At 45.8% G+C, this 24599-nt stretch carries 24 protein-coding genes; 1 reads left to right on the top strand and 23 read right to left on the bottom strand.

What is annotated here, in order from left to right; all coding sequences use genetic code 11:
• Nucleotides 1–34 precede the first annotated feature (34 nt).
• The 21 genes from flgF to JOD82_RS06735 form a co-directional block, all read right to left on the bottom strand.
• Nucleotides 35–844 (bottom strand): flagellar basal-body rod protein FlgF, encoded by an 810-nt coding sequence (gene flgF, locus JOD82_RS06835; protein WP_016820955.1) that lies wholly within the window; start codon nucleotides 842–844, stop codon nucleotides 35–37.
• Between the two features lie 103 nt (nucleotides 845–947).
• Nucleotides 948–1328: a TIGR02530 family flagellar biosynthesis protein gene (locus tag JOD82_RS06830; RefSeq protein ID WP_039274704.1), complete on the bottom strand. Its 381-nt coding sequence runs from the start codon at nucleotides 1326–1328 to the stop codon at nucleotides 948–950.
• A complete protein-coding gene (locus JOD82_RS06825) occupies nucleotides 1325–1858 on the bottom strand; it encodes a flagellar hook capping FlgD N-terminal domain-containing protein (RefSeq protein WP_029516995.1) in 534 nt (177 codons plus the stop codon). The genes JOD82_RS06830 and JOD82_RS06825 overlap by 4 nt, the downstream gene beginning before the upstream one ends.
• Before the next feature lie 19 nt (nucleotides 1859–1877).
• A complete protein-coding gene (locus JOD82_RS06820) occupies nucleotides 1878–3335 on the bottom strand; it encodes a flagellar hook-length control protein FliK (RefSeq protein ID WP_069011398.1) in 1458 nt (485 codons plus the stop codon).
• Nucleotides 3336–3361: 26 nt separating this feature from the next.
• Nucleotides 3362–4345, bottom strand: a complete 984-nt coding sequence (locus JOD82_RS06815) for a magnesium transporter MgtE N-terminal domain-containing protein (protein WP_023988189.1) — start codon at nucleotides 4343–4345, stop codon at nucleotides 3362–3364.
• Nucleotides 4346–4392: 47 nt separating this feature from the next.
• The gene (gene fliJ / locus JOD82_RS06810; RefSeq protein WP_029516992.1) at nucleotides 4393–4836 is read right to left on the bottom strand and encodes a flagellar export protein FliJ; all 444 of its coding nucleotides are present in this window, start codon (nucleotides 4834–4836) and stop codon (nucleotides 4393–4395) included.
• Nucleotides 4837–4846: 10 nt separating this feature from the next.
• A complete protein-coding gene (fliI, locus tag JOD82_RS06805) occupies nucleotides 4847–6166 on the bottom strand; it encodes a flagellar protein export ATPase FliI (RefSeq protein ID WP_029516991.1) in 1320 nt (439 codons plus the stop codon).
• Nucleotides 6153–6989, bottom strand: a complete 837-nt coding sequence (locus tag JOD82_RS06800) for a FliH/SctL family protein (protein WP_029516990.1) — start codon at nucleotides 6987–6989, stop codon at nucleotides 6153–6155. Before JOD82_RS06800 ends, fliI begins: the two co-directional genes overlap by 14 nt.
• Nucleotides 6982–7998, bottom strand: coding sequence for a flagellar motor switch protein FliG (gene fliG, locus JOD82_RS06795; RefSeq protein ID WP_013309887.1), 1017 nt, complete (start codon nucleotides 7996–7998; stop codon nucleotides 6982–6984). Before fliG ends, JOD82_RS06800 begins: the two co-directional genes overlap by 8 nt.
• A gap of 11 nt (nucleotides 7999–8009) precedes the next feature.
• Nucleotides 8010–9593, bottom strand: coding sequence for a flagellar basal-body MS-ring/collar protein FliF (gene fliF / locus JOD82_RS06790; RefSeq protein WP_013309886.1), 1584 nt, complete (start codon nucleotides 9591–9593; stop codon nucleotides 8010–8012).
• Nucleotides 9594–9628: 35 nt separating this feature from the next.
• On the bottom strand, nucleotides 9629–9943 hold the full coding sequence (gene fliE, locus JOD82_RS06785) for a flagellar hook-basal body complex protein FliE (RefSeq protein WP_029516989.1): 315 nt from the start codon (nucleotides 9941–9943) through the stop codon (nucleotides 9629–9631).
• A 39-nt stretch (nucleotides 9944–9982) separates the two neighbouring features.
• Nucleotides 9983–10435, bottom strand: a complete 453-nt coding sequence (gene flgC / locus JOD82_RS06780) for a flagellar basal body rod protein FlgC (RefSeq protein ID WP_029516988.1) — start codon at nucleotides 10433–10435, stop codon at nucleotides 9983–9985.
• A 6-nt stretch (nucleotides 10436–10441) separates the two neighbouring features.
• Nucleotides 10442–10849, bottom strand: coding sequence for a flagellar basal body rod protein FlgB (gene flgB / locus JOD82_RS06775; protein WP_013309883.1), 408 nt, complete (start codon nucleotides 10847–10849; stop codon nucleotides 10442–10444).
• Between the two features lie 409 nt (nucleotides 10850–11258).
• On the bottom strand, nucleotides 11259–12659 hold the full coding sequence (gene hslU, locus JOD82_RS06770) for an ATP-dependent protease ATPase subunit HslU (RefSeq protein WP_029516987.1): 1401 nt from the start codon (nucleotides 12657–12659) through the stop codon (nucleotides 11259–11261).
• Between the two features lie 36 nt (nucleotides 12660–12695).
• Nucleotides 12696–13238: an ATP-dependent protease subunit HslV gene (gene hslV / locus JOD82_RS06765; protein WP_013309881.1), complete on the bottom strand. Its 543-nt coding sequence runs from the start codon at nucleotides 13236–13238 to the stop codon at nucleotides 12696–12698.
• 26 nt (nucleotides 13239–13264) lie between these two features.
• Nucleotides 13265–14605, bottom strand: a complete 1341-nt coding sequence (gene trmFO, locus JOD82_RS06760; protein WP_039274718.1) for an FADH(2)-oxidizing methylenetetrahydrofolate--tRNA-(uracil(54)-C(5))-methyltransferase TrmFO — start codon at nucleotides 14603–14605, stop codon at nucleotides 13265–13267.
• 27 nt (nucleotides 14606–14632) lie between these two features.
• Nucleotides 14633–16735, bottom strand: a complete 2103-nt coding sequence (gene topA / locus JOD82_RS06755) for a type I DNA topoisomerase (RefSeq protein WP_029516985.1) — start codon at nucleotides 16733–16735, stop codon at nucleotides 14633–14635.
• A gap of 352 nt (nucleotides 16736–17087) precedes the next feature.
• Complete coding sequence (dprA, locus tag JOD82_RS06750; protein WP_029516984.1) at nucleotides 17088–18206, bottom strand: DNA-processing protein DprA; 1119 nt, start codon at nucleotides 18204–18206, stop codon at nucleotides 17088–17090.
• A gap of 226 nt (nucleotides 18207–18432) precedes the next feature.
• Entirely contained in the window at nucleotides 18433–19362 is a 930-nt protein-coding gene (sucD, locus tag JOD82_RS06745; protein ID WP_029516983.1) for a succinate--CoA ligase subunit alpha, read from the bottom strand.
• A 49-nt stretch (nucleotides 19363–19411) separates the two neighbouring features.
• Nucleotides 19412–20572, bottom strand: a complete 1161-nt coding sequence (sucC, locus tag JOD82_RS06740; protein WP_029516982.1) for an ADP-forming succinate--CoA ligase subunit beta — start codon at nucleotides 20570–20572, stop codon at nucleotides 19412–19414.
• 336 nt (nucleotides 20573–20908) lie between these two features.
• Nucleotides 20909–21379, bottom strand: a complete 471-nt coding sequence (locus JOD82_RS06735) for a MarR family winged helix-turn-helix transcriptional regulator (protein WP_209948035.1) — start codon at nucleotides 21377–21379, stop codon at nucleotides 20909–20911.
• Between the two features lie 147 nt (nucleotides 21380–21526).
• On the opposite strand from JOD82_RS06735, the gene JOD82_RS06730 reads away from it, so the two are divergent.
• On the top strand, nucleotides 21527–21955 hold the full coding sequence (locus tag JOD82_RS06730) for an organic hydroperoxide resistance protein (protein ID WP_209948033.1): 429 nt from the start codon (nucleotides 21527–21529) through the stop codon (nucleotides 21953–21955).
• A gap of 280 nt (nucleotides 21956–22235) precedes the next feature.
• Here the strand turns inward: JOD82_RS06730 and JOD82_RS06725 are convergent, their stop codons facing one another.
• Entirely contained in the window at nucleotides 22236–23855 is a 1620-nt protein-coding gene (locus JOD82_RS06725) for a YifB family Mg chelatase-like AAA ATPase (RefSeq protein ID WP_209948031.1), read from the bottom strand.
• A gap of 161 nt (nucleotides 23856–24016) precedes the next feature.
• On the bottom strand, nucleotides 24017–24568 hold the full coding sequence (locus JOD82_RS06720) for a nitroreductase family protein (protein WP_209948030.1): 552 nt from the start codon (nucleotides 24566–24568) through the stop codon (nucleotides 24017–24019).
• Nucleotides 24569–24599 lie beyond the last annotated feature (31 nt).

Here is a 24599-nt window from a genome sequence, read left to right as displayed (position 1 = left end):
GGAGGAGCCTCTACTCCTCCGCGTTTAAATGAGATTATCGTTTCAAGTTTACAACTTCCTGAAGCACTTCATCCGAGGTCGTAATGATACGCGAGTTCGCTTGGAATCCGCGCTGAGCTACGATCATTTCGGTAAATTCGCCTGTCAGATCAACGTTGGACATTTCCAGCTGACCCGCGATGATAGCTCCACGCCCCTCTGAGTTGGCTGCTCCAGGCTCAAGTTCATCAATGTTGGAGTTGACCGTTGTACGATACAGGCTGCCTCCAATTTTCTCCAAACCTTCCGGGTTAGTAACTCTGGCTATACCAATTTGCGTGCCATTATTCACTGTACCATCATCTAATTGCTGTACAATCGTGCCATCCTGTGAGATAGAGACTGCCGTAACATTGTCTTCAAGTGTGATTGGATCTCCATCCAAATTTCCCACAAAAAATCCATCGGAAGTAACCAGATTCCGGTTTGCATCTATGTGGAAATCACCCGCACGAGTCAGATAGGGAACTTCCTGTGCATCATTCATTTTGACCAGGAAAAATCCGTCACCGTTAATACGCAAATCCGTTGGATTGTTCGTAGTCATTGCACTACCTGGAAGATGCAGTGTATCAATCGAGCTGACCGACACGCCTAGACCAACCTGTTTGGCATTTTGACCTGCAGTTGTCGTAGCGTCTGGTGCGCTTGCACCTGAACTCGTTTGGCTCAAGATATCCTTGAACATCACTCGGCTGGACTTGAAGCCTGTAGTATTTACGTTTGCAATGTTGTTACCGATAACGTCCAGCTTTGTTTGAAAGCCCTTCATGCCCGATACACCTGAATACATTGATCTCAACATTGAGTATAAATCCTCCTCTGATTGGTTGCTTAGTTGACCGCATCAGTCGATCCGCGGCTTTTTCATGGCTTTCCTATTCGGGCCAGCCACTTCATATACATTTTTATGAAATAATCACAGCACTATCTATCTGCGTAAATACGTTATCCTCCATGGACTTCTTATCCATCGCGGTAACAACTGTTCGATTAGGTACACTTACAATCAAAGCCATATCCTGCATTAAAATCAATGATTCTTTGGCGCCTTTGGCAGCTGCTTTATCCACAGCAGAGTTAATTTTCGCCATTTGGTCACTTCTCAACTCTATTCCCCGCTGCTCCAGACGCTTGGCTGCATGGTTGCTCAGCTTGAGCACCTGTTCCTGCAACACCTGACCGAACGGTCTGGCATCCTTGGATACCGAATTTACTCGGTTTTGTGAGATTGCTGCCGGGGGCACGTTGGCGGGAAAAAGGCGTCCGACCGTCATTCTATCATTCATGAGTTCTCACCGCTTCCAGTAGAGGAAGAAGATGAAGTATCCGATGTATTTATAGCGGGAGTCGTTGTATTAGCCTGACTCACTGATGTTACATCTTTTAATGCCACCTCAGCCGCTCCCATTTTGGCATACTGCACACCGTCGCGAATAACGATGGAATCCACGATTCCACTTTTTACGGTACCCGCACCTGTTTCACCTGTGATGGAGTCTTTTTTACCTGCCTCAATCCAGCTGACTTCTTTTCCTATCAAACCGGAAGCCGTACCTAAAGACTGTCCCAATGCATTCAACTGCGTAGAAATGTTCATCAGTTGTTCCACTGAGGAAAACTGGGCCATTTGAGCGATAAATTCTTTATCCTCCAAAGGCTGCATCGGATCCTGATTTTGTAGCTGGGTGATCAAAATTTTCAGAAATTGATCTTTACCCATAGTCTTAGTATCCTTAGCACTCGCCGTTTTGACATTGTTCACATTGTAATTCGGCCAGACGTTGCTGGTGGATACATTGTTGTCTGTCGTCGTCATTGTGTTCTCACCTCCATCATTACGCTTGTGCTGTAAAGGAGCCTGTCCGATTTATATCATCTGCACGTTGTTCTGCTGTCCAGTTACGGAGTTCCTCTGCCATTTCAGCTACCTTGATAGCATCTTCGCTCTCTTCTCTACCACGAGCTTTGGAACGTTGATTGGATTGCTGCTGCTGATTAGCTCCAGATCCGCGCCCATCCTGATACATATGGGAGGAAAGCGACTCATTGTGCGTGACTTCTACCTTATCCACCTGGATACCTTGGCTCTGGAGACTCGAACGCAGCTGCGACATTTGCTGTTCCAGCAAATCCTTCGCTCCGCTATGCTCAGTCATGAACTGGGCAACCAGATGACCATTTTGCATTGTCAGCTTAACCTCCAGCTGGCCCAGATGATCTGGACGAAGCATGATAGTCGCTTCCGTCAACCCAGTGTGTTTTACAATGTCAAGTTTCTGCACTACAAATTCGGTCATCTCCTTGGCAAATTGCCGCACATGTACGACTGGTTGAGCCGGAGCCGAAGGTGTTGTTCCTTGCATTTGTACCGAAAGCTGTCCCGCAGTCGTGATCACTGGAGTCTGATTGTCAGTTGCTGTCGAATCCGCTTGCTCAGTTGCATCTACGAATGCACTCGCTTCATCCGCTCCAGTCGTCTTAACTGCAGACTGAACGAGAATATTAGTTGATGAACGTTGCCCTTCTGAACCTCGTTGATTAGTTTCGCCCTGACTAGCTTGCTGCTGAGAAGCAACAACCTGTTTGTCTGTAGTGGCTGTAGCTACGGTCTGAGTACCATTTGCTCGATTTGCAGAAGGCTGAACTGCTTGTGAATCCCCACCATCAGCAAGTTCCACAGCTTTCATTACACCATTCCACTGCTCATCGGAAATTGCTCCCCTACCTGCCGTTGCGCTTTGGAGCGATTGTAGCAACTGTGTCACCTGGGACTTTTGGTCTCCAGAAGCCTGCTCTGCTACATTGGCAAGTTGTGACAAAGCGTCCTGCAATGCAAATCGAAGAGTAGCCGGGTTGGCTGCCAAGGCTGTTAAGCCTGTCGCCTCTGTCGTTTCTCCACCGTTTAACTGTTGATTTGTTCCGTCGCCTTGCAAAAACTGTTGTACTTGCTGAATCCAAGCTTGCAGAGTTGCAAGCAGAGCAGGATCGGCAGCTACTTGATCATCCAACTTTTCGAGATTCTGCAGCAAAGGAGCCAGTGTTTCGACCAGCGACTCCGTTGGAGCTTCCGTGGATTCTCCAGTCGCAATAAGCGGGAGTACCATAACTAATGGAGAACCGTTCGCATCTGTGCCTGCTGAGCCCGTTTGCCCGCCTGTCATCATTTGCGTAAGTGTTTGATTAAAAGCACCCGTGGTTGCTCCAGCAGCTGTGGCTGTAGTCGTTGTTGAGGCCGTTGTACTGCTAGCTGTCTGACTGGAGCCGAGCGATACACTTTGAGAAATAAGGGTCATTTATTTTTCACCTCCCTTCATTTAAATTACTTACTGCCCATCAGTTTGTTTAAAATTTTTGCGGTCTGAGCCGCATCCTTGGCAGACATATTTTGTAGTAAAGAACCACGTGTCGAATCATCTACTGTATTTAATATGTTTAATGCCTTGTCTGGACTGATTTTGTAAGTTTGCAAAATAAGTTCGGCACCGCTCTTCTTGTCCATGGAAGCAAATGTGCTACTGATTTGAGTGCTTTGCAAACTCTTACTCGTCGTGCCAGCTGTGGTACCTTGATCCTTTTTCAGACGAGACTGCAACGCAGCAACTGACAAATCCGTAGATGGCGTTACGTTTTTCAGAGCCATAGTAATATCGGCTGCTTTTTTAGCGTCCATCTTTTGCAAAATCTTCGCACTGTTGGCAGGGTCCATGTAGCTTAGCAGCTGCACAGTCTCTTCCGTAGTCAGATTCTCCATAATCGGTGCCGCTTTACTAGCTGTCATTCCTTCATACATACTAGCAAGATCTCTGGCCTGTTTTACATAAGGATCTTCATTTGTTGTTCCACCTGTAGTTTGCGTACCAGCCTGTCCCTGCTGACTGGCCTGTGGCTGCTGTTCCTGTTGCGTTTGGAGCGTATTGACCTGATTCTGCAGTTCAGTAACCTTTTTATCTTGTGTCGTCTTAGCAGCGGTAGCCTTTTTAAGCTCCTCCGTCTGCTTGGCTAGATCTGCCTTTAACTGCTGAATGGTTGCTTCAGAACTTTCGGACTGAGCCTTTTGATCTGCCTCTTTCGTCTGTGTAGCCTTATCTTTCGGTTCAGGTACCCAATTTTTAACAACTGGTATTTTGTTCCCTAATGAAATCATTTCGCTTCTGAAGTCCATATTGAACAATGTAAGCAGGACCCCGACCAGAACGATTGTGAACACAATCGGAATCAGGAAAAACATAAACCGTTCAAATCCCCCGCCTGATTCTTTTCCTAAATCCATATCCAGTTCATTTTCTGCTAACTTCTGTGCCATCGTCTTCCTCCTCAGGCAGCTGATATGCGTATCCTATGACTTTCCGCTTACCGGGCTTTCATGGCAAATCGCACGGAAGCCATTTCATCCAGCTCGTTCTGCTCGCGCAGGAGCACTTCCTGTTGGAATTTCACGTTGGCCTTCTCTCTCGCTTTCAGCCAAACCTGTTCATCCAGCATTTTATCGGTCAAAACGGTTTGTTTGCTTTGCACATTTTGCTGCGCATATTGAACATCCCTATGCTTGCGTGTAATACATTGGTCCAGATGATTAACATAAGCCTGTAATTCCTGAATGGTAGAGAGTGGTGCGCAATCCTCGGCAGCCTTTTGAATGGCTGATATGACTCGATTCCTTTCGCCTACAAGCTGTGTTAATGTCTGCTCCTCAGCCTGCAATTGTCCAACAGCACTGGAAAGCAACCATTCGGCCTGTGACTTTTCGTTGGTTTTCAAGTCTACAACTTTCTGAAAGGAATACTGAAATCTCATCGTTCAACCTTCATCTCCTCGTAAATTCAGAAATCAAACGCTCTCTTACCTCGTCCAGCTCAGCCTTTTCATCTGTTCTTTGTCTTGTAAAATCCCATATATCCCGTATACGCTCCATGGATTCGTCAATTTCTGCATTTGAACCCTGCTGATAGGCCCCAATATTAATCAGGTCCTCCGAATCTTTGTAAATGGCCATCAAGCGCTTAATGTTCTCGGCAGCGTCTATCTGATCTCGTGGTGCGATATCCTTCATAACCCGGCTAATACTCGCTAACACATCGATTGCCGGAAAATGTCCTTTGTTCGCAATTCCACGATTCAAGACAATGTGTCCATCCAAAATCCCGCGCACCGCATCCGCGATGGGCTCGTTCATATCATCACCATCGACCAGTACCGTATAGAAAGCGGTTATGGAGCCAGTAGGGCCTGTCCCTGCACGTTCTAGAAGCTTAGGTAGACTAGCAAACACGGAAGGTGTGTACCCTCTCATTGCCGGTGGCTCCCCTACGGCTAGGCCGACTTCACGTTGGGCCATCGCATACCGGGTAACTGAATCCATCATCAGCATGACATTCAACCCGCGGTCCCGAAAATATTCCGCGATCGTCGTTGCAATAAGTGCACCCTTAATACGGATTAACGCAGGTTGGTCGGAAGTTGCCACAATGACCACGGAACGTTCTAGTCCCTCCGGACCTAAATCCCGTTCAATAAAGTCCAGCACCTCGCGTCCACGTTCCCCGATCAAGGCGATTACATTCACATCAGCTTCCGTATTACGGGCAATCATTCCCATCAAGGTACTTTTACCTACACCCGAACCTGCAAAAATACCAACCCGTTGTCCTTTACCGATAGTAAGCAACCCGTCAATAGCGCGCACCCCGATACTGATTGGTTCCTGCACACGCGGACGATTCAGCGGATTGGACGGAATATTGAAGGTTGAATATCTCGCCATTCGCGAGGGAATCAATGAGCCATCCAGAGGCTGACCCAAGCCGTCCAGCACCTTGCCTAACAGTTCCGACCCGACCTGCACATTCAACGGCTTCCCTGTTCCTACTACATCACAACCGGGACCAATGGATTGCAGTTCTCCAAGTGGCATTAGAAGCACTTTATTGTCCCTGAAGCCTACAACCTCCGCTTGCAACGGCTTTGCCGTTTTACCCGGATAAATGTAACAAACATCCCCGATACTGGCATCCGGACCTTCCGATTCAACCATCAGGCCGATAACCTGCGTAACCTTGCCATTTACCCGAACCGGGTCCAGCTGGCGCAAATGATCCATGTAGCGCTGCGTATTAAGCCCCTTCATGTCTTCGCTCCTCATTCTCATGTGCCAGACGCAGTAGTTCCTTTTTGATCTCAGCTAATTGCGTATCAATCCGCGCATCCACGCTCCCAAAAGAAGAACGGATAACACAACCGCGATCTTTCACGGTACCATCAGGAATAATTTGCAGTTCTGCCTGCGAATCGACAGTTAATGACAATTCTTCTCGTGCACCTTGCACAAATGCGAAATGCTGAGGCGACACACACAATGTAATGGTTCCTTTTTCCCGCTTACGAGCCAAATTTTTACGAATTAATTCAATTGTGTAGTCCGGCTCAAGGCTAAGCTGTTTCTCAATGACCTTCTCAGCAATAGCACTACTCAGTTCAACCAGAAAAGGCTCAGCTTCCTGAATTAGTTGTTCCTTTATCTCATAGGCCTGACGTAGAATATCCTGTGCTTCTTCCATCATCTGCTCTGATTTCGTCTGAAGCTCGGCCTCAGCCAGCTTCTGACCTTCTTCATATCCTTGCTGAAACCCATCAGCCTTTAACGACTGAGTCAGCTGATCGTCATGCTCGCGTCGCTCCTGCCACCAGGCTTCAATCTGCTGCTGCGCCTCCTGAAGCATCCGTTCCGCTTCTTCAGCTGCCTCGCGAACCTGACGTTCGGCAAAATCCTTAGCATCTTTCAGCATTTCATCCCGTAGCCGTTCAGCCTCATGATCTCGCTGAGGCTCCGGCTCCGTATATTCAGTTGTGATTTCTTCGTCCGTCGTTTCTGGCGCATACGTATGTGCCACATCAATTGTTTTCAAAGCCTCTACAGGAACATATTGGAAAGACTTGATCAAGTTAGACAATGATGTCATCTCCTCCGCCGCGTGCGATTATAATCTCACCGGCCTCTTCCAATCTGCGGATCGTCGATACGATACGTGTCTGTGCTTCTTCCACATCACGCAACCGCACCGGTCCCATGTACTCCATTTCCTCTTTGAAGGTTTCTGCCATACGTTTCGACATATTTCGGAAAATCACATCACGTACTTCTTCACTGGATACTTTAAGCGCCAATTGCAAATCTGCATTGTCGATATCGCGGACAATGCGCTGAATGGAACGGTTGTCCACATTGACGATATCCTCGAACACGAACATTCTTTTCTTAATTTCCTCAGCCAGTTCTGGATCTTGAATTTCAAGCGAGTCGAGAATCGTACGCTCGGTTCCGCGGTCTACGCCATTCAAAATCTGAACAATGGACTCGATACCACCGGCATTCGTATAATCCTGCGTCGCGGTTGCAGACAGCTTTTGCTCCAACACTCGTTCCACCTGGGAAATAACTTCCGGAGATGTACTGTCCATGACAGCGACCCGCCGGGCCACATCTGCCTGCTTTTCCTGTGGCAGAGACGACAGAATTGCAGCCGCCTGCTCAAATTGCAAGTACGAAAGCACGAGGGCAATTGTTTGCGGATTCTCATTCTGTATAAAATTCAATATCTGGTTTGGATCAGCCTTGCGGGCAAAATCGAAGGGTCTTACCTGTAACGTCGCTGTTAGACGGTTAATGACCTCAACTGCTTTTTGCGATCCGAGTGCTTTCTCCAATATTTCTTTAGCGTAATTAATACCGCCTTGAGAAATGTACTCCTGAGCCAAACAAATTTGATGAAACTCGGCCATGATGGAGTCCTTCTCAATGGCATCGACCTTCCGCACATTGGCAATTTCCAATGTAAGTTGCTCGATCTCCTCATCACGCAAATGCTTGAATATTTGAGCAGATACCTCTGGTCCCATTGTGATCAGAAGTATAGCTGCTTTCTGTCTTCCCGTTAAACCTTGACTGCTTGCCTTTGCCAATGAACTCACCTCTATTCGTCAGCCAGCCATGTACGAAGCAGATTGACGAATTCGTCGGGTTTCTTTTTCGCCAGACTTTCAAGCTGTTTACGCACTTGACTTTCATTTGTCACACTTTCCATGGTAATAGACGGGAACTCCGTCGGCGTTGGCATAAGTTGCAATTCTTCATCCAACTCTTCTTCCTGCTTACGACGACCGCGTACGATGAGGAAGATTACACCCGCCAGCAGTGCCAGAACAGCAGCTCCGATGCCCCATAGCCAAGGGTTGGAAGCTGAGAAGAATGTATTTGTGCTCGCAGGCGCCGGAACTGCTTGTGAGAACACCGAAACCTTCTTAGCCAAATCAGCGTCTGTAATTGTAGTACCAGAATTCGCCAACGACGCTCTTACGATATTAACCAAAATATTTTGAATTGCTGTCTGAGTTGCAGTATCCAACGTTTGCTGACCTGTTGGTGGTTCAACTGCTACATTAATGGTTAAATCTTTTACAGTATACGGACTTTGGATAATATCCCTTGCAATTCGGTTAACTTCGTAGTTAATCGTACTTGAGCTCTTATCTGAGCTGGTATTGCCGGAATTAGCTCCTCCGGGGTAGCCCGGAACATCCTGTGTTCCTGTTCCTGCAACTCCTCCGGTTTGTCCACTACTACCTGTATAGCTTTCCTGAATTTGTTGGGCGCTAATTTCAATACCCTTCATTTTCGTTTGGTCAACAGGTGTGACCATTTGTTCCTTTGATGTTACTTTGTCGAAATTTAGCTGGGACATCACAAGTACATTTACCTTGTCGTCTCCAACAATTTTCGACAAAAATTGTTGAACATTATTCCTTACATCGCTCTCAAACTTCTTCTGTAGAGCCATGTTTTCTTGAACACCACTAGTGAGCCCACCTTGGCCGCCCTTGGCCGTTGGAATCAACTCATATTCCTTATTAGTGATCGTAATGTTTTCCACTGGAAGATTCGGTACTGCCGTTTTTACCAGATTAAAGTATCCATCGATCGCCTGCTGATTTGGAGTAAAGCCAGGCTCGAATTCCATTTGAATCGAAGCGGAGGCTTTGTCCTTTTCCTCAAGTCCGGCAAAAATGTTTTCCTTTGGCATATTAATGACAGCTTTGGAGCTTTGGACACCATCCATCCGTTCCAACAGTTGCTGTATTTCGCCGTTCAATGCATTATTGTACTTCACATTGAACTCGTTCTCCGTCATGCCAATGGCAGAGGAGGACTGGTCAAAAGCGCTCATGCCGATTGAACCCTTCTGAATCAGGCCTTGAGACCCAACATCTACCTTCGCCTTATCCGCATTAGCGGTTGGGACTGAGATTTGTGTCCCACCAGCATTAAGTTGATACGGTATACCCGCAGAATCGAGATATTTAATGACTCCGGCAGCATCGTTAGCATTTAAATCTCGGAAAGCCACTTCATACTCGGTTTTGGTAAACTGCATCGTTAGCACTACAACAGCGATAATGATGAATGCTAATGTCGAAACAAGTAATATCTTCTGTTTTTTGCTAAAATTATTCCAATACCCGGAAATCTTATCCCGATATTGGGCGATTCTCTCGTTCACTCCGTCACCCCATCCGAAACTTTGCTAAACCCTCTTTACATCTGTGTACGCATGATCTCCTGATAGGCTTCGATCGCTTTGTTTCGGACCTGTGTAGTAAGCTGCAGGGAAAGCAGCGCTTGTTGGGAAGTGATCATGACCTGATCTACATCAACTTTGCCTGCCATGAATTGGTCGGACATCTGGTGCGTAGCGGCTTCCTGCTGCCCTACTTCATTGAGAGCATCCTTTAGGAAGGAACCAAAGTCCTTCAAGGATTCGGAAGGCGTCGCTTTCGCCAACTCATTGTTAGGCGATTGAATCTGCTGTATTACCGGTGTCTGTACATTAAACATGGCGTTCTGAATCATGTTTTACTCTCCCTATTAAGTAATTAGTAGTCCTAGAGCTTAGCGACCGATTTCAAGCGCTTTGGAAACCATAGCCTTTGATGCATTCAGAGCTGTTACATTGGCTTCGTATGAGCGTGTTGCGGAAATCATGTCGACCATTTCTTTCATAATGTCTACATTAGGCATATATACATAGCCATCTTTATCAGCATCCGGGTGACCCGGATTGTACACAGGCTTCAAAGGTGACTGATCTTCCTGAATTTGCGAAACCTTAACGCCAGCAGCGCTAGTTCTACTTCCTTCCATTTGAGCCTTCAAAACATCGGCAAAGCCAGATTGGTTCGGCTCCAAAACAACCGTTTTTCTCCGATATGGAACTGCTTGTCCATTCTCTACTTTCGCCCGAGTTGTCTCTGCGTTGGCAATGTTGCTAGATATAACGTCCATCCGCAACCGTTGGGCCGTAAGAGCAGACGCACTAATATCAAAGCCGTTGTTAATCTTCACCTATTCCTATCTCCCTTCTACCGCTGTTCTCATCATCTTGATGCGCTCATTAATTTCTTGGATGTAGGTATTATATCTTAGTTGATTTTCAGCCATAAGACTCATTTCTCTGTCGATATCTACGTTGTTCATATTGTTATTCATGACTGAGTACCCATCTTTGGTGACCGTGGCATCTGGAATGGAGTTCACAGGTCCTATTTGAAAATGTCTTGAATTGGTTACTTTTCCACGTAGTGGTGTGACATCCCCGTCCATTTGCTGCTGAAGCAGTTCTTCAAATGAAACCTCCGAACGCTTAAAATACGGGGTATCCGCATTGGAAATATTGTCAGCCATCACACGTTGTCTCGTATTTGCCGCCTGTACACCTGCCTGAAGCTTTTGAAAGCTCATATCACCCAGCAGATTCATTTAGCTCCTCCCTCCCAGCGTCTACTCCAAAGTAAGATTCAATAAAACAAGATTTTTCACTTTTTTTCGACAATAAAATTTCATAATTATACATTTCTTTTAGGTCTTAAGTAGAAAATAATAACTTTCTGTCATATATTCTAAGTTTCGTAGAGTTGGGACCTAATTACAATAAGAAAAAAGCCCTATCTTTTTAAAAAAAGAGGGCTTTAGATGCATAAATTGTTAAATTTTTCAGGTTTTTTTCAAGAAAATGAATGTTTTCTTAGCACTTTACACCTGTAAAAGATTATACGTCCTACTTTTGGAATAGACAGAAAAATCATCAACTTGACCATTATCTAGGTCTAAATGACGGTGCAAGATAGTGTTATTCTGGACCACACACCCTATTTTTAGAAAACCCTATTCATAAAATATACTGACTAAGGTCCCTGTTTTGGGCAATATCTCCCAGCTTCTCACGTACATATTCCGGGGTAATGATCATACGATCCAATGTAAGCTCTGGTGCTTCAAACGACAGATCCTCCAGCAGCTTTTCTAGAATGGTATGCAAACGACGTGCGCCAATATTTTCGGTGTTGCGATTTACAGACTCAGCAATACTGGCAATCTCACGAATCGCTTCCGCAGAAAATTCGACTTCAATCTCCTCGGTACGGAGTAGATCAGTGTATTGCTTGGTCAGCGCATTTTTAGGCTCCGTCAGTATCGACACAAACTCATCCAAAGTCAGGCTACTTAATTCCACACGGATTGGAAAACGGCCCTGAAGCTCAGGGATCAGGTCAGATGGTTTTGCAACATGAAAAGCTCCTGCAGCAATAAACAGAATGTAATCTGTTCTTACCGGACCGTATTTGGTCATGATGGTAGATCCCTCGACAATAGGTAAAATATCGCGCTGGACGCCTTCTCTCGACACATCGGGGCCACTCCCCTTACCCTGGCTGGCAATCTTATCTATTTCATCGATAAAAATAATACCCGATTGCTCAGCACGCTTCACAGACTCCTGAATCACATCGTCCATATCGATCAATTTGGCGGCTTCATCTTGAATCAACACCTTGCGAGCTTCCTTGACTGGCAGCTTGCGCTTCTTCGTCCGCTTGGGCAGAAAACTTCCGAACATCTCCTGCATATTCATACCCATTTGTTCATTCCCTTGCCCAGCAAACATATCGAGCATATTGGGTGCAGTATCCTCCACATCAATCTCTATGACATCATCCTCAAGCTTACCGGACAACAGATCGAATTTAACCTTACGGCGCTTTTCTGCCAAAGATCCATCCTGTTGTGGTGGTTCTTCTTCTACCGAAGTTCCCGTGTTATTGCCAAACAGCATTTCAAAGGGATTACGTTGCGATTTGTTTGACTTTTCTGCAGGTACAAGGATGCTGACAATCCGTTCATTTGCCATGTCCTCCGCTTTGTCCTTCACATTCTCTGTTCGTTCCGACTTGACGATGCGAATGGAGGTTTCCATCAGATCACGCACCATGGATTCCACATCACGACCGACGTAACCTACTTCTGTAAATTTGGTCGCCTCTACCTTGACAAAAGGAGCCCCCACGAGCCGTGCAAGTCTACGTGCAATTTCAGTTTTACCCACACCAGTCGGTCCGATCATCAAAATATTTTTAGGCACAATTTCATCCCGTATGTCATCCGGCAGCTTGCTACGCCGATAGCGGTTGCGCAAGGCAACAGCAACAGATTTTTTTGCTTCCTTTTGTCCGACAATATACTTATCCAGCTCGGATACCACTTGTCTGGGCGTCAACGATTGATTATTCATTTTGCACTCCTCCACCCTTGAATACTCAGAGCCGATTTACAGTTCTTCCACGATAATCTGATTGTTCGTATACACACATATTTCCGAAGCAACCTCTAGCGCTTCCCGTGCCATGTCCTTTGCTTCCATGCCAGAGCCATGGCGTTTGAAAGCGCGGGCAGCAGCCAATGCAAAATTGCCACCTGAGCCAATGGCAAGCACATCATCATCCGGCTCGATAATTTCGCCGCCTCCAGAAATGAGCAGCATCCCGGAAGAGTCCATCACAATCATAAGCGCTTCCAGTTTACGCAGGATACGATCCTGACGCCAGTCCTTGGCCAGTTCCACGGCTGCTCTTTGAAGATTTCCGTGGTGTTCCTCTAGCTTATTTTCAAACTTTTCAAATAACGTGATAGCATCGGCCACCGAACCCGCAAATCCTGCAACGACCTGACCACGATACAATCTGCGTACTTTTTTTGCCGTCTGCTTCATTACAACACTGTTACCGAACGTTACCTGTCCATCACCCGCAATAGCTCCTTTGCCATTGTGGCGTACAGCGCAGATGGTGGTAGCATGAAAGGACATATCCATAACGCGCTCCTCCTTTTCCTTCATCCCTATGCCTGTACTTCAGCTGATATAACTCCCGTTTCATTGATATAACCGCGCAAACTTTCCAACGCGCGACTAGCGAGAGCTTCATTCTTTTCCTTTTTGTTACGAATCCGTTTTTCCAACTTTGGAAGCAAACCAAAGTTTGCATTCATCGGTTGAAAATGTTTAAAATCAGCGGTCGTAATATACCGCGCCATGCTGCCTAATGTCGTTTCTGCAGGAAATACAAACATTTCCTGTCCACGTGCTGCTCGTGCCGCATTCATCCCGGCCAGCAGACCAGAAGCTGCCGACTCCACATATCCCTCTACACCGGTCATTTGTCCGGCGAAGAATAGATTACTTCTTCCCTTGAACTGATAGGTTGGATGAAGTTGCTGCGGTGAATTAATAAAGGTATTGCGATGCATCACACCATAACGTACAAACTCTGCCTCTTCAAGACCCGGAATCATTGAAAATACACGCTTTTGCTCCCCCCATTTGAGGTGAGTCTGGAAACCAACCAGATTATACAGCGTTCCTGCAGCGTTGTCCTGCCGAAGCTGAACAACTGCGTGAGGCAGTTCACCTGTATGCGGATTTACGAGACCCACAGGTTTCATAGGTCCGAACAATGCCGTTTGTTTCCCACGTTGCATCATCACTTCGATGGGCATACAGCCTTCAAAATAAATTTCTTTTTCGAATTCCTTGACTTGCGCTACCTCAGCCGTAATCAGAGCCTCATAAAAAGCATCAAATTCCGCTTCGTTCATCGGACAATTCAAGTACGCTGCTTCTCCCTTATCATAACGGGAAGCCAGATAAACCTTGCTCATGTCGATAGAGTCCTTTTCCACAATCGGGGCCGCCGCATCGTAAAAATAAAAATACTCCTCTCCCATCAGTGATTTAATCTGTTCCGACAAAGCTGGAGAAGTTAAAGGCCCCGTCGCAATAACCACAATACCGTCCTGTGGGATTTCCTGAAGCTCTTCATTAACAACCTCGATCAAAGGATGTTGATGAAGCGTATCAGTAATATGACCGGAAAATCCGTCACGATCTACTGCCAATGCACCGCCAGCCGGAACAGCATGACGATCTGCTGCGCTCAGAATCAAGGAGTTCAGTATTCTCATCTCTTCCTTCAGTACGCCTACTGCATTCGTTAGGCCGTTTGCCCTCAAGGAATTACTGCATACCAGTTCGGCAAATTTATCTGTATGATGTGCTGGTGTTTTTACAACCGGCCTCATTTCATATAACTTGACTGGCACTCCACGGCTTGCAATTTGCCAGGCAGCTTCGCTGCCCGCCAAGCCTGCTCCGATGACCGTTACCTTTTGTAGTTCACTCACGTTTAAATCCCCCTGCTAATGTTGTTCTTAAGAAGTCTCTACACTCTCATCGCTCTCTTCCAGCATTTCGCTGTGATCGCAGACAGTACAGTTGAGCTTCGTTCCTTGTTTCGTACGTTTTTCAACCATTAGGCTACTGCAACTTGGGCAAGGCTTAATGGACGGTTTATCCCAGGATACAAAATCACATTCCGGGTAGCGGTCACATCCGTAAAAGATACGTCCCTTTTTACTTCGTCGTTCGACAACATGTCCCTCACCGCATGTAGGACAATCAATCCCGATATCCTTAACAATTGGCTTTGTGTTACGGCAATCTGGAAAAGCAGAACAGGCCAGGAATTTACCAAATCGGCCAAGCTTATAGACCATTTGGCTGCCACACTTATCACAAATAACATCGGATACTTCATCTTTTATTTCAATTTCTTTCATTTCTTCTTCAGCCACTTCAAGTCGCTTCTCGAATGACTCGTAAAAGTCACTCAACACTTTGACCCAATTACCTTCGCCTTCTTCGACGTGGTCAAGATCACCTTCCATATGAGCTGTAAATTCCACATTCAAAATCTCTGGAAAGAACTCCTCCATCTGTTCGATGACCAATTCGCCCAGCTCTGTAGGGAAAAACTTCTTCTCTTCAATAGCAACGTACCCACGTTTCTGAATGGTTTCCAGCGTCGGCGCATACGTACTTGGACGTCCTATACCCAGTTCTTCCAGCGTCTTAACAAGTCGCGCTTCCGTATAACGGGGAGGCGGTTGTGTAAAATGCTGCTTCGGCTCAACTGCTTCTTTTTTTAATTTATCGCCTGGTTGAAGTGGTGGCAGCAGTTTATCTTCTTCGGTTTTACCGTCGTCATTTCCCTCTACATACACTTTCATGAAACCTGGAAAACGAACCTTCGAACCTGCTGCCCGGAATATCGTCTCACCCGCTTCAATATCTACGGACAAAGTATCCATAATAGCAGAAGCCATCTGGCTGGCCATGAAACGTTCCCATACCAATTTGTACAAACGGAACTGATCCCGACTCATAAACGGTTTAACTGTTTCCGGTTCGCGTAACGCAGAGGTTGGGCGAATCGCTTCATGCGCATCTTGGGCGTTGGCCGCTTTTTTTGAATATTGACGAGGAGTTTCAGGTACAAAAGCTTCGCCATATTTTTGAATAATTAATTCTTTCGCTTCCTCTTGAGCTGAAGCGGCGATCCGTGTGGAATCCGTACGCATATACGTAATTAGACCCACGGTCCCTTCTTTACCTAAATCCACACCCTCATATAGCTGCTGAGCTACAGACATCGTTTTAGAAGCACGGAAGTTGAGCTTCCGAGCCGCCTCCTGCTGCAAGGAACTTGTTGTGAATGGAGGAGAAGGATTGCGTAAACGCTCTTTCTCTTTCACATCGCGCACCTTGTAAGACGATTTTCCGATAGCTTCCAACACTTCTTGTACATCCGCTTCGCTGGAGAGTTCTTTCTTTTCACCGCGCAGCTTATGAAATTTCGCTTCAAAGGTGCTGTCTTTAATAGCTAGTTTAGCTGTAATCGTCCAGTATTCTTCTGGTACAAACTCACTGATCTCGTTTTCCCGGTCCAGAATAATTTTCACCGCAACCGACTGCACACGCCCAGCGGATAGGCCCTTTTTCACCTTTTTCCAGAGCAACGGGCTGATTTTGTAGCCTACAAGTCGATCCAGTATCCGTCGTGCCTGTTGAGCATTGACCAAATCCATATTGATTTTACGGGGTGTTTTAAAAGCATCTTTGACAGCCTGCTTTGTAATTTCATTAAATACCACACGGCAATCTGCCGTATCGTCCAGTTCCAGCGCATGCGCTAGATGCCAGGCAATAGCCTCACCTTCGCGATCCGGGTCAGCCGCCAGATATACTTTTTTCACTTTTTTTCGGGCATCCTTTAATTCTTTTAGAATTGAGCCTTTACCTCGAATGGTAATGTATTTGGGATTAAAATCATTTTCGACCTCTACGCCGATCTGACTCTTCGGTAAATCCCTGATATGACCCATGGAAGCCTTGACGATATATTTGCTGCCTAAGTATTTGCCGATCGTCTTCGCCTTGGAAGGCGATTCCACGATGACGAGTGAATCCGCCATAGGCTCTTCCTCCTCTCAATTACACACATGAGTATGATAGACTTCCTGAAATGTGGTGAGCTATAGTTCGTAGAGAAGTTACACGATGGAATTGATCTTACAATTGCTGTTTGTAACGGAATTCTTAGATTTTATAAACCTTCGATAAAGTTAGAATTCCATTACAAAGGCGAACGCTGTCGCTTTTCCAAGTTCAAATCCAACGCTTCACTAGTACGAGCTATAAATTCAACACATTTCAGGAAGTGGGGAAGGAGTAGGAATCCGCGGCGCGGATAAATGCCATACTGCCCTCCACCTGATGTTTAAAATTGAATTTGTGCATTTACTAAGGACTTTGCAAAAACAACTACTAAATAAGCTTGTATTTTGTGCCCGCTAGCTGGGCGATCCTTTTTTTTATGATTAACGATAACAGAACTGCGTGTAAAAGTCCAAAATCCCATGCCGTAGCATCGAGCAGTTCATCCAGAGTCATGGTTCCCTGTTCGAGCAACAGTATGACACGGTTTTCCTCAGAAGTCTCACTTTCTGGCAATTTGGAGACCTCCTTCAGATTAGGACTCTGCTCTCTATTGTATGAAGAAACCTCCCTTGTACGCAAATCCGCTTCATACTCCTCAATAATATCCGAAGCTTCAGTGACTGTTTTGGCTCCTTGCTTAATCAAGCTCAGCGTGCCTCTACTCTTCGGTGACGTAATGGGTCCGGGAACAGCAAACACATCTCGATTTGCCTCTAGCGCAGCATCAGCTGTAATCAAAGAACCGCTTCTTGCATCTGCTTCGACGACAAGCGTTCCCTTCGTTAGGCCGGCTATAATCCGATTACGTTGTGGAAACATTCCCGGATGCGACCTTGTGCCTGGAGGATACTCTGATACGATCAAGCCTTTGCTAGCCAGCTCTGCAAATAAAGACGCATTTTGGGGAGGATAAATTTGATCGATCGCTGTTCCCAGTACACCAATCGTGTTTCCTCCCCGGCGCAGGGCTGTTTCGTGACAAATACTGTCAATGCCTCTCGCCAATCCGCTAACTATTGTAATCCCTGCATTACATAATCCCTCTGTTAGTATCTCCGCTGCTCTACGTCCATAAGCGGTGGGAACGCGAGTTCCTACCATGGCTACAGAACATGTATGCAAAAGTGATTTATCCCCTATTGTATACATTACCCAGGGTGGATCAACTGTTTCCTTCATTAATAGGGGATAATCCTCGTCCACATAAGTTACCGTTCCAATATCACCGGATTGGACTCGCTGATATCGTTCATGCACCCATTCTTCATCGTAACACTGGGCCGCAATGCGTGCCTGAGCAGGGCTTAACCCTATCTCAATCCATTTTTGTTCGCTAAAATGCAGTAGCTCATGCAATTGATAGTCACTCGACCAAATACGCTGGATTGTTTTTCTTCCGATTCCCTCTAACTCATGTAAGCCTAACAAAAGCCATCTTTCTTCCAAACTATGGTTCCCCCATTCACGGAAGAGTGAACCCTCCCTTATTTTGTGGCACAATGAGTCATTTTGCAAGCGTTTCCCTGATAAGCCTGTCTTAACGCAAAAAAAGCAACCTTTTCATCCCCTGTTTCAGAAGATAAAAAGGTTGCTTACCTTTCTTTCATTATACACTAGCCTGCGGCAAATTTCGATGCGTTTTATGGCCTGTATATTAATGAAGGAACACGATTTAATGTGTCGTGCACAAATTCAAAATACCACGTGCTTCCAGCACACTTACCAGTGTCGAGCCCATTTCGGAAGGAGTCGGTGCCACCTGGATCCCGCAGGCTTCAAGCGTGGCGATTTTCTCTTTAGCCGTTCCTTTTCCGCCAGAAATAATGGCACCAGCATGCCCCATCCGTTTGCCCGGAGGCGCAGTCACACCGCCGATAAAACCAACCACCGGCTTCGTCATATTGTCCTTGATCCACTCAGCAGCCTCTTCCTCGGCTGTACCCCCAATTTCTCCAATCATAATGACAGCGTGAGTGTTGGGGTCCTCATTGAAACGTTGCAAAATATCAATGAATTCCGAACCTTTAACGGGGTCACCGCCAATACCAACAGCGGAAGATTGTCCTATACCCCGGGTCGTTAACTGATGCACTGCTTCATAGGTCAAAGTGCCACTACGTGACACAACGCCTACATGACCTGGTAGATGAATGTAACCTGGCATAATACCGATTTTACATTCTCCTGGTGTAATAACACCTGGACAGTTAGGGCCAATCAGAACGGTCTTTTTACCTTCCATAAAACGTTTGACCCTAATCATATCAAGCACCGGAATGCCCTCCGTGATACAAATCACGAGATCTAAATCCGCATCTACAGCCTCCAAAATGGAATCTGCTGCAAAAGCCGGTGGCACGTAAATCACGCTCGCTGTTGCGCCAGTAGCTTCCTTGGCTTCGCTCACTGTGTTAAACACTGGCAATTTGACCTGTTGTCCGTTCTCCAGTGTAATTTCTACCTCGGTGCCCCCCTTACCTGGAGAGGTGCCACCTACCATTTGTGTACCGTAATCAAGTGCACCCTTGGCATGAAACAACGCCGTTTTTCCCGTAATCCCCTGTGTAATCACCTTTGTATGCTTATCGACCAAAATACTCACGATCTTCACATCCCCTATCGTTTATTCGGCATATCGGAATGCAAACAGGCTATTGAACAAGTTCGACGATTTTTTGGGCGCCATCCGCCATAGAATCGGCTGCCACGATATTCAAACCGGATTCCGCTAAAATCTGTTTACCGAGCCCAACATTCGTCCCTTCAAGACGGACAACAAGCGGACGAGTCAGCCCCAACTGTTTGGCAGCCTCCACGACGCCGTTCGCAATGATGTCACACTGCATAATTCCGCCGAAAATGTTCACGAAAATACCTTCTACCTTCGGATCGGACAAAATGATTTTGAACGCTTCGGTTACCTTTTCCGTCGTCGCACCGCCCCCCACGTCCAGGAAGTTGGCCGGATCGCCACCGTAATATTTGATAATATCCATGGTTGCCATCGCCAAACCCGCACCATTGACCATACAACCAATATTTCCGTCCAGAGCGATATAGCTTAGATCGTATTTAGATGCCTCAATTTCCTTCTCATCCTCTTCATCCAAATCACGCAGTTCCAAAATATCCTTGTGACGGAACAATGCATTAGAATCAAAATTCAGTTTGGCATCCAACGCCAGTACATTCCCATCACCCGTAACGACTAAGGGATTGATTTCTGCAATCGAACAGTCCTTGTCCACAAAAGCTTCGTATAGTGCCAACATAAACTTGACCGCTTTGTTTACCAGTTCATTAGGAATATTAATGTCATACGCCAACTTACGGGCCTGATACACCTGAAGCCCAATCGCTGGATCAACAACCGCTTTAAAAATCTTCTCCGGAGTAGCTGCAGCCACCTCTTCGATTTCCGTACCACCTTCTTCTGAGGCCATCATTACGATACGTCCAGTCGCACGATCTACGACAACACCGACGTAATATTCTTTACGAATATCGCAGCCTTCCTCAACCAAAAGGCGTTTGACCTCTTTACCTTCAGGTCCAGTCTGATGCGTCACCAGCACCTTACCCAAAATTTCAGCAGCAAAAGTCCGCACCTCATCCAAACCTTTGGCAACTTTCACGCCACCCGCTTTACCGCGTCCACCAGCATGAATTTGTGCTTTTACCACCGTAACAGCGCTCCCAAGCGATTCTGCCGCAGCAACGGCTTCCTCCACCGTATAGGCAACCTTACCGTTCGGTACAGCCACTCCGTACTGTTTCAATACTTCTTTACCCTGATATTCATGGATATTCATTCTGGAATCCTCCTATCAACATGACTGCAACAAGGGCGGTTCACAAGGAAATCTATACTAAACCTACATCATTGTAACATGTTTTTAAAACGCTTTCCTTATAATTTAACCTTATGAATTACAGTATTTTGATATCATTATCATTCCCAAAATCGAATGTTTGGATATTATTGGATATTATATATAATACAAATTCACACAAAAAAAGCACCTCTACAATATGGGATTACTAATCCGCATTAAGAGGCACTTTATTTCTTCAAGCATGATTAGGTATTTTTTCTTTCAGTGGAGATTAACTCATGCCGTAAGATTCGCAGAGCAACTGAAAATACCTTATGATTTTTCGATTTGTACATTCGCTTGATGAACACGATCGAGCAGATCATTGAATTGGAGCAGAAGCGACCCAAATTGATCATGGGTCATACTTGTTTTTTCCTGGATGCATCCAGGTACAGACAGAGCTTTTTCCCGTAATGCGATTCCCTCTGTCGTCAAAGAAATCAGCACCTTACGCTCATCCTGAGTGGAACGCTTTCGATCGATCAGCCCGGCGTTCTGCAATCTCTTCAATAGCGGAGTTAGTGTGCCGGAGTCCAAATATAGTGCCTCACCTAATTCCTTCACTGTACACTCTTCACGCTCCCAGAGCACGATTAGCACCAAATATTGTGAGTACGTCACACCGAGCTTTTCCAGATAAGGCTGGTATAGCTTCGTAATCTCTCTGGAGCATGCATATATGGCAAAGCATAACTGATTATCAAGTTTCAACGCTGCGTGTTCATTGAAGTTATTTTCCATACTGTCTAGTCACCTACTTTCGTCATTATTTTAGCACATTATATAGCAAAGTACATTCTAATTGCATAAAATACTTTACAAACAATAATTATTTTGATAAATTAAGTTGTGTAAAATATAAGTTAAGTGAGAGGCAGTGATTGGATTATGATGACCATTCAACAAAAAATGTATGAAACAACAGTAAAAGCGGTTGGTGGACGTAACGGTTATATCGAGTCTTCTTCCCCTGAAATTCGTTTAGATATTGATACCCCAAAAGAAATGGGCGGCGCAGGCGGTGCTGGTACGAATCCAGAGCAATTGTTCGCAGCAGGCTATTCCGCTTGCTTTGATAGTGCCTTAAATATGGTTGCCCGCATGCAACGTGTTAAGCATGAAGGTACTGAAGTAACAGCTACGGTCCATTTCGGCAAAGTGGAAGACGGTGGTTTCGGAATCGGAGTAAACCTCGACATACTGGTAAAAGGCGTCGATCATGAAACTGCAGTAAAACTGGTGGAAGGCGCGCACGAACAATGTCCATACTCCCGCGCTACCCGCGGAAATATTGAAGTGAAACTGAACGTTTTGTAACATAGAGTTAGAATGAATTTCACAACAAGCCCCTGAACCGTATTGGTCGAGGGGCTTGTTGTTTTTCCATCAAGTAACATGGGAGATGATGCATAATCGTATATACGAAATTGATATACTCATAGTATAATCACTATTGTCATAATCTTTTTTGCTTCTCCAGGTCTTTTTGCCTGGAGCTTTTTTTTGTCCTTATTTCCGTTTTCTCTCGTATACATATCCTTTGGAAAAACTTTTTCATAAAAATGATCATGCTGTATCTGCTAATTTTATCGCCTTTTTACATTTCGGGAAAATTGGAATTTGCTCTATCCATCTGGCGGTATTGAATAGCTTCAGCCACATGTGAAGTCGTAATTTTCTCTGACTCATGTAAGTCTGCAATGGTGCGGGACAGCTTGAGAATTCGATCATACGCACGCATGCTTAAACCAAGTGCATCCATCGTCTGGTCAAGCAACTCCGCTGCATTTTGTTCTAATACCGCATATTTACGCAGCAGCTGACCGGACAGCTCACTATTCCATGAAAAAGGAAGCTTGCTGTATCTGCGGATTTGTATTGCTCGAGCAGCCAACACCTGCTTTCTCATATCAGCAGACGACAGTGATTCTTTTTCCTCCCGCCAATCCTTCGGCTGCGATACTTCAAGCTGAAGATCGATCCGATCCAGCAGTGGACCGGAAATACGTGAACGGTAGCGGGCTACTGCTGCAGGTGAACAGGTACAGCGCTGATGTTCCGTATCATTTCCGAAAAAGCCACAGTGGCACGGATTTAAAGAGGCAGCAAGTAAAAAATGCGCCGGATACTTAAAAACAGCACGTGAACGACTGATCGTGACATTGTGGTCTTCCAATGGTTGGCGCAGTACTTCTAGTACATGACGGCTAAACTCAGGCAGTTCATCCAGAAATAAAATCCCTCGGTGTGCAAGACTGATTTCTCCTGGTTTGGGTATGCCTCCTCCGCCTACCAATCCAGCAGCAGAGATCGTATGATGAGGCGAACGGAAGGGACGAACATGCATGAGATGGGGCGATGACTCCTTCCATTTTCCTGCTGCGCTGTATACCTTGGTCACTTCTAGCGACTCCTTTTCAGTCAAAGGCGGCAGGATAGAGGACAATCTGCGGATGAGCATCGTTTTTCCAGCACCCGGCGGCCCCATAAGCAAAATATTATGCATTCCTGCTGCAGCAATAACTAACGCACGTTTGGCGTGTAGCTGACCCAGCACATCGCTGTAATCCTCCATATTACTGGCTAGTTCCTCTTGCTCGCACAACGCTATATGCTCTGCTTGGGATAAATGGTCATAGGAATGGATTATAACTTGTTTACTGGCAGTACAATTTTGATTGGTCACTTGGCCGTCCGGGGTGTCTTGTACATGCTCATTAACCGGGATAAGATCCACCAGATGGTGTATAGCGTAAATACGTATATCCGCAATTAGACGAGCCTCGCTTGCGTTTTCTTGAGGAAGCAGCACGGAATCGAATCCTTCTCGCTTGGCCAGATCAACCATAGACAACACCCCATTTACAGGACGAATGCTGCCATCCAGTGCCAGCTCGCCAATAAACAGCGTTCGTTCCCCTACTGGTAAAACAACCTGTCCGCTGGTTGTCAGCAAGCCTAAAGCGATAGCAAGATCAAAAGATGAGCCTTCCTTACGCAAATCTGCAGGAGCTAAGTTAATCGTGACACGCTGGGACGGATATTTGAAACCGCAGTTTTTGATTGCTGCTCTCACACGCTCTACTGCCTCTCGAATCGCTGAATCCGGCAATCCGATAATTGCGGTCTGAGGCAAGCCATTGGACAAATCAGTCTCAACTTCGATCAGAACGCCATCTATCCCATATAGGCAAGCTCCATGTAATTTTCCATACATATCAAAAAAGCACCTCTCCTCATATTGAAATGTCCCTCTCGGGAATCATTGCCTATATGAAAAAAGGTGCTTCCAAATTTTCATTTATTGCAAATATAATGTTCTAATTTTAGCTCCGAACATGCTTTCAAAATTCTTGACTAAGTTTATCTAACGAAAGATTATTTGTCAAACAAGGTCAGCTTATCGGCTGCCGGAGTACGTGGCCTTGATTCTGGGATAACGTCAGGATAGCCTGCATATATCATTCCTATTACCTTCTCACCCGGTTGGATTCCCAAATGTTCACGGAACTTAGGCGAGTATAAAAATGGCTTTGTCACCCAAAACGTTCCGATCCCTTTGCTCCATGCAGCAAGCATAAAGTTTTGAACAAGCGCGCTGACTGCTGCAAAATCCTCATCCCAAACCGCTTGACGCGGATCTTCTTCCATCACCACTAAAAGCTGAATCGGGTTGTGCAGAATTCCACTCTCAAACTTGTTGTCTTTACCAATATCGGCTGCAATGGCTTTTGCAAGCTTTTTCCGTCCTTCGCCAGCAAACAACAAAAAACGCCACGGTTCACGCATTTTATGATTAGGAGCCCACACAGCGACGTCCAACAGTTCTTTAATTGTATCTACCGGAATGGAGTCGGATTTAAATCGTTTAATCGTTCGACGTTCCTGAATTACATCTATGACATGTTCACTAAAGGTACGCTTTGTCACGTAAATCCTCCTTCACAGGTACAACTTCTCG

The organism is Paenibacillus sp. 1182 (assembly GCF_017833915.1).
Taxonomy (GTDB): Bacteria; Bacillota; Bacilli; order Paenibacillales; family Paenibacillaceae; genus Paenibacillus; species Paenibacillus polymyxa_D.
This window is presented reverse-complemented; position numbering and strand designations above follow the sequence as displayed.

Coding starts and splice junctions, on each gene's coding strand:
- flgF (WP_016820955.1), bottom strand. CDS start 844: ATGTTGAGATCAATGTATTCAGGTGTATCGGGCATGAAGGGCTTTCAA.
- JOD82_RS06830 (WP_039274704.1), bottom strand. CDS start 1,328: ATGAATGATAGAATGACGGTCGGACGCCTTTTTCCCGCCAACGTGCCC.
- JOD82_RS06825 (WP_029516995.1), bottom strand. CDS start 1,858: ATGACGACGACAGACAACAATGTATCCACCAGCAACGTCTGGCCGAAT.
- JOD82_RS06820 (WP_069011398.1), bottom strand. CDS start 3,335: ATGACCCTTATTTCTCAAAGTGTATCGCTCGGCTCCAGTCAGACAGCT.
- JOD82_RS06815 (WP_023988189.1), bottom strand. CDS start 4,345: ATGGCACAGAAGTTAGCAGAAAATGAACTGGATATGGATTTAGGAAAA.
- fliJ (WP_029516992.1), bottom strand. CDS start 4,836: ATGAGATTTCAGTATTCCTTTCAGAAAGTTGTAGACTTGAAAACCAAC.
- fliI (WP_029516991.1), bottom strand. CDS start 6,166: ATGAAGGGGCTTAATACGCAGCGCTACATGGATCATTTGCGCCAGCTG.
- fliE (WP_029516989.1), bottom strand. CDS start 9,943: ATGATTCAGAACGCCATGTTTAATGTACAGACACCGGTAATACAGCAG.
- flgB (WP_013309883.1), bottom strand. CDS start 10,849: ATGAATCTGCTGGGTGATATGAGCTTTCAAAAGCTTCAGGCAGGTGTA.
- hslU (WP_029516987.1), bottom strand. CDS start 12,659: ATGAATAATCAATCGTTGACGCCCAGACAAGTGGTATCCGAGCTGGAT.
- hslV (WP_013309881.1), bottom strand. CDS start 13,238: ATGGATATGTCCTTTCATGCTACCACCATCTGCGCTGTACGCCACAAT.
- topA (WP_029516985.1), bottom strand. CDS start 16,735: ATGGCGGATTCACTCGTCATCGTGGAATCGCCTTCCAAGGCGAAGACG.
- sucC (WP_029516982.1), bottom strand. CDS start 20,572: ATGAATATCCATGAATATCAGGGTAAAGAAGTATTGAAACAGTACGGA.
- JOD82_RS06735 (WP_209948035.1), bottom strand. CDS start 21,379: ATGGAAAATAACTTCAATGAACACGCAGCGTTGAAACTTGATAATCAG.
- JOD82_RS06730 (WP_209948033.1), top strand. CDS start 21,527: ATGATGACCATTCAACAAAAAATGTATGAAACAACAGTAAAAGCGGTT.
- JOD82_RS06725 (WP_209948031.1), bottom strand. CDS start 23,855: ATGTATGGAAAATTACATGGAGCTTGCCTATATGGGATAGATGGCGTT.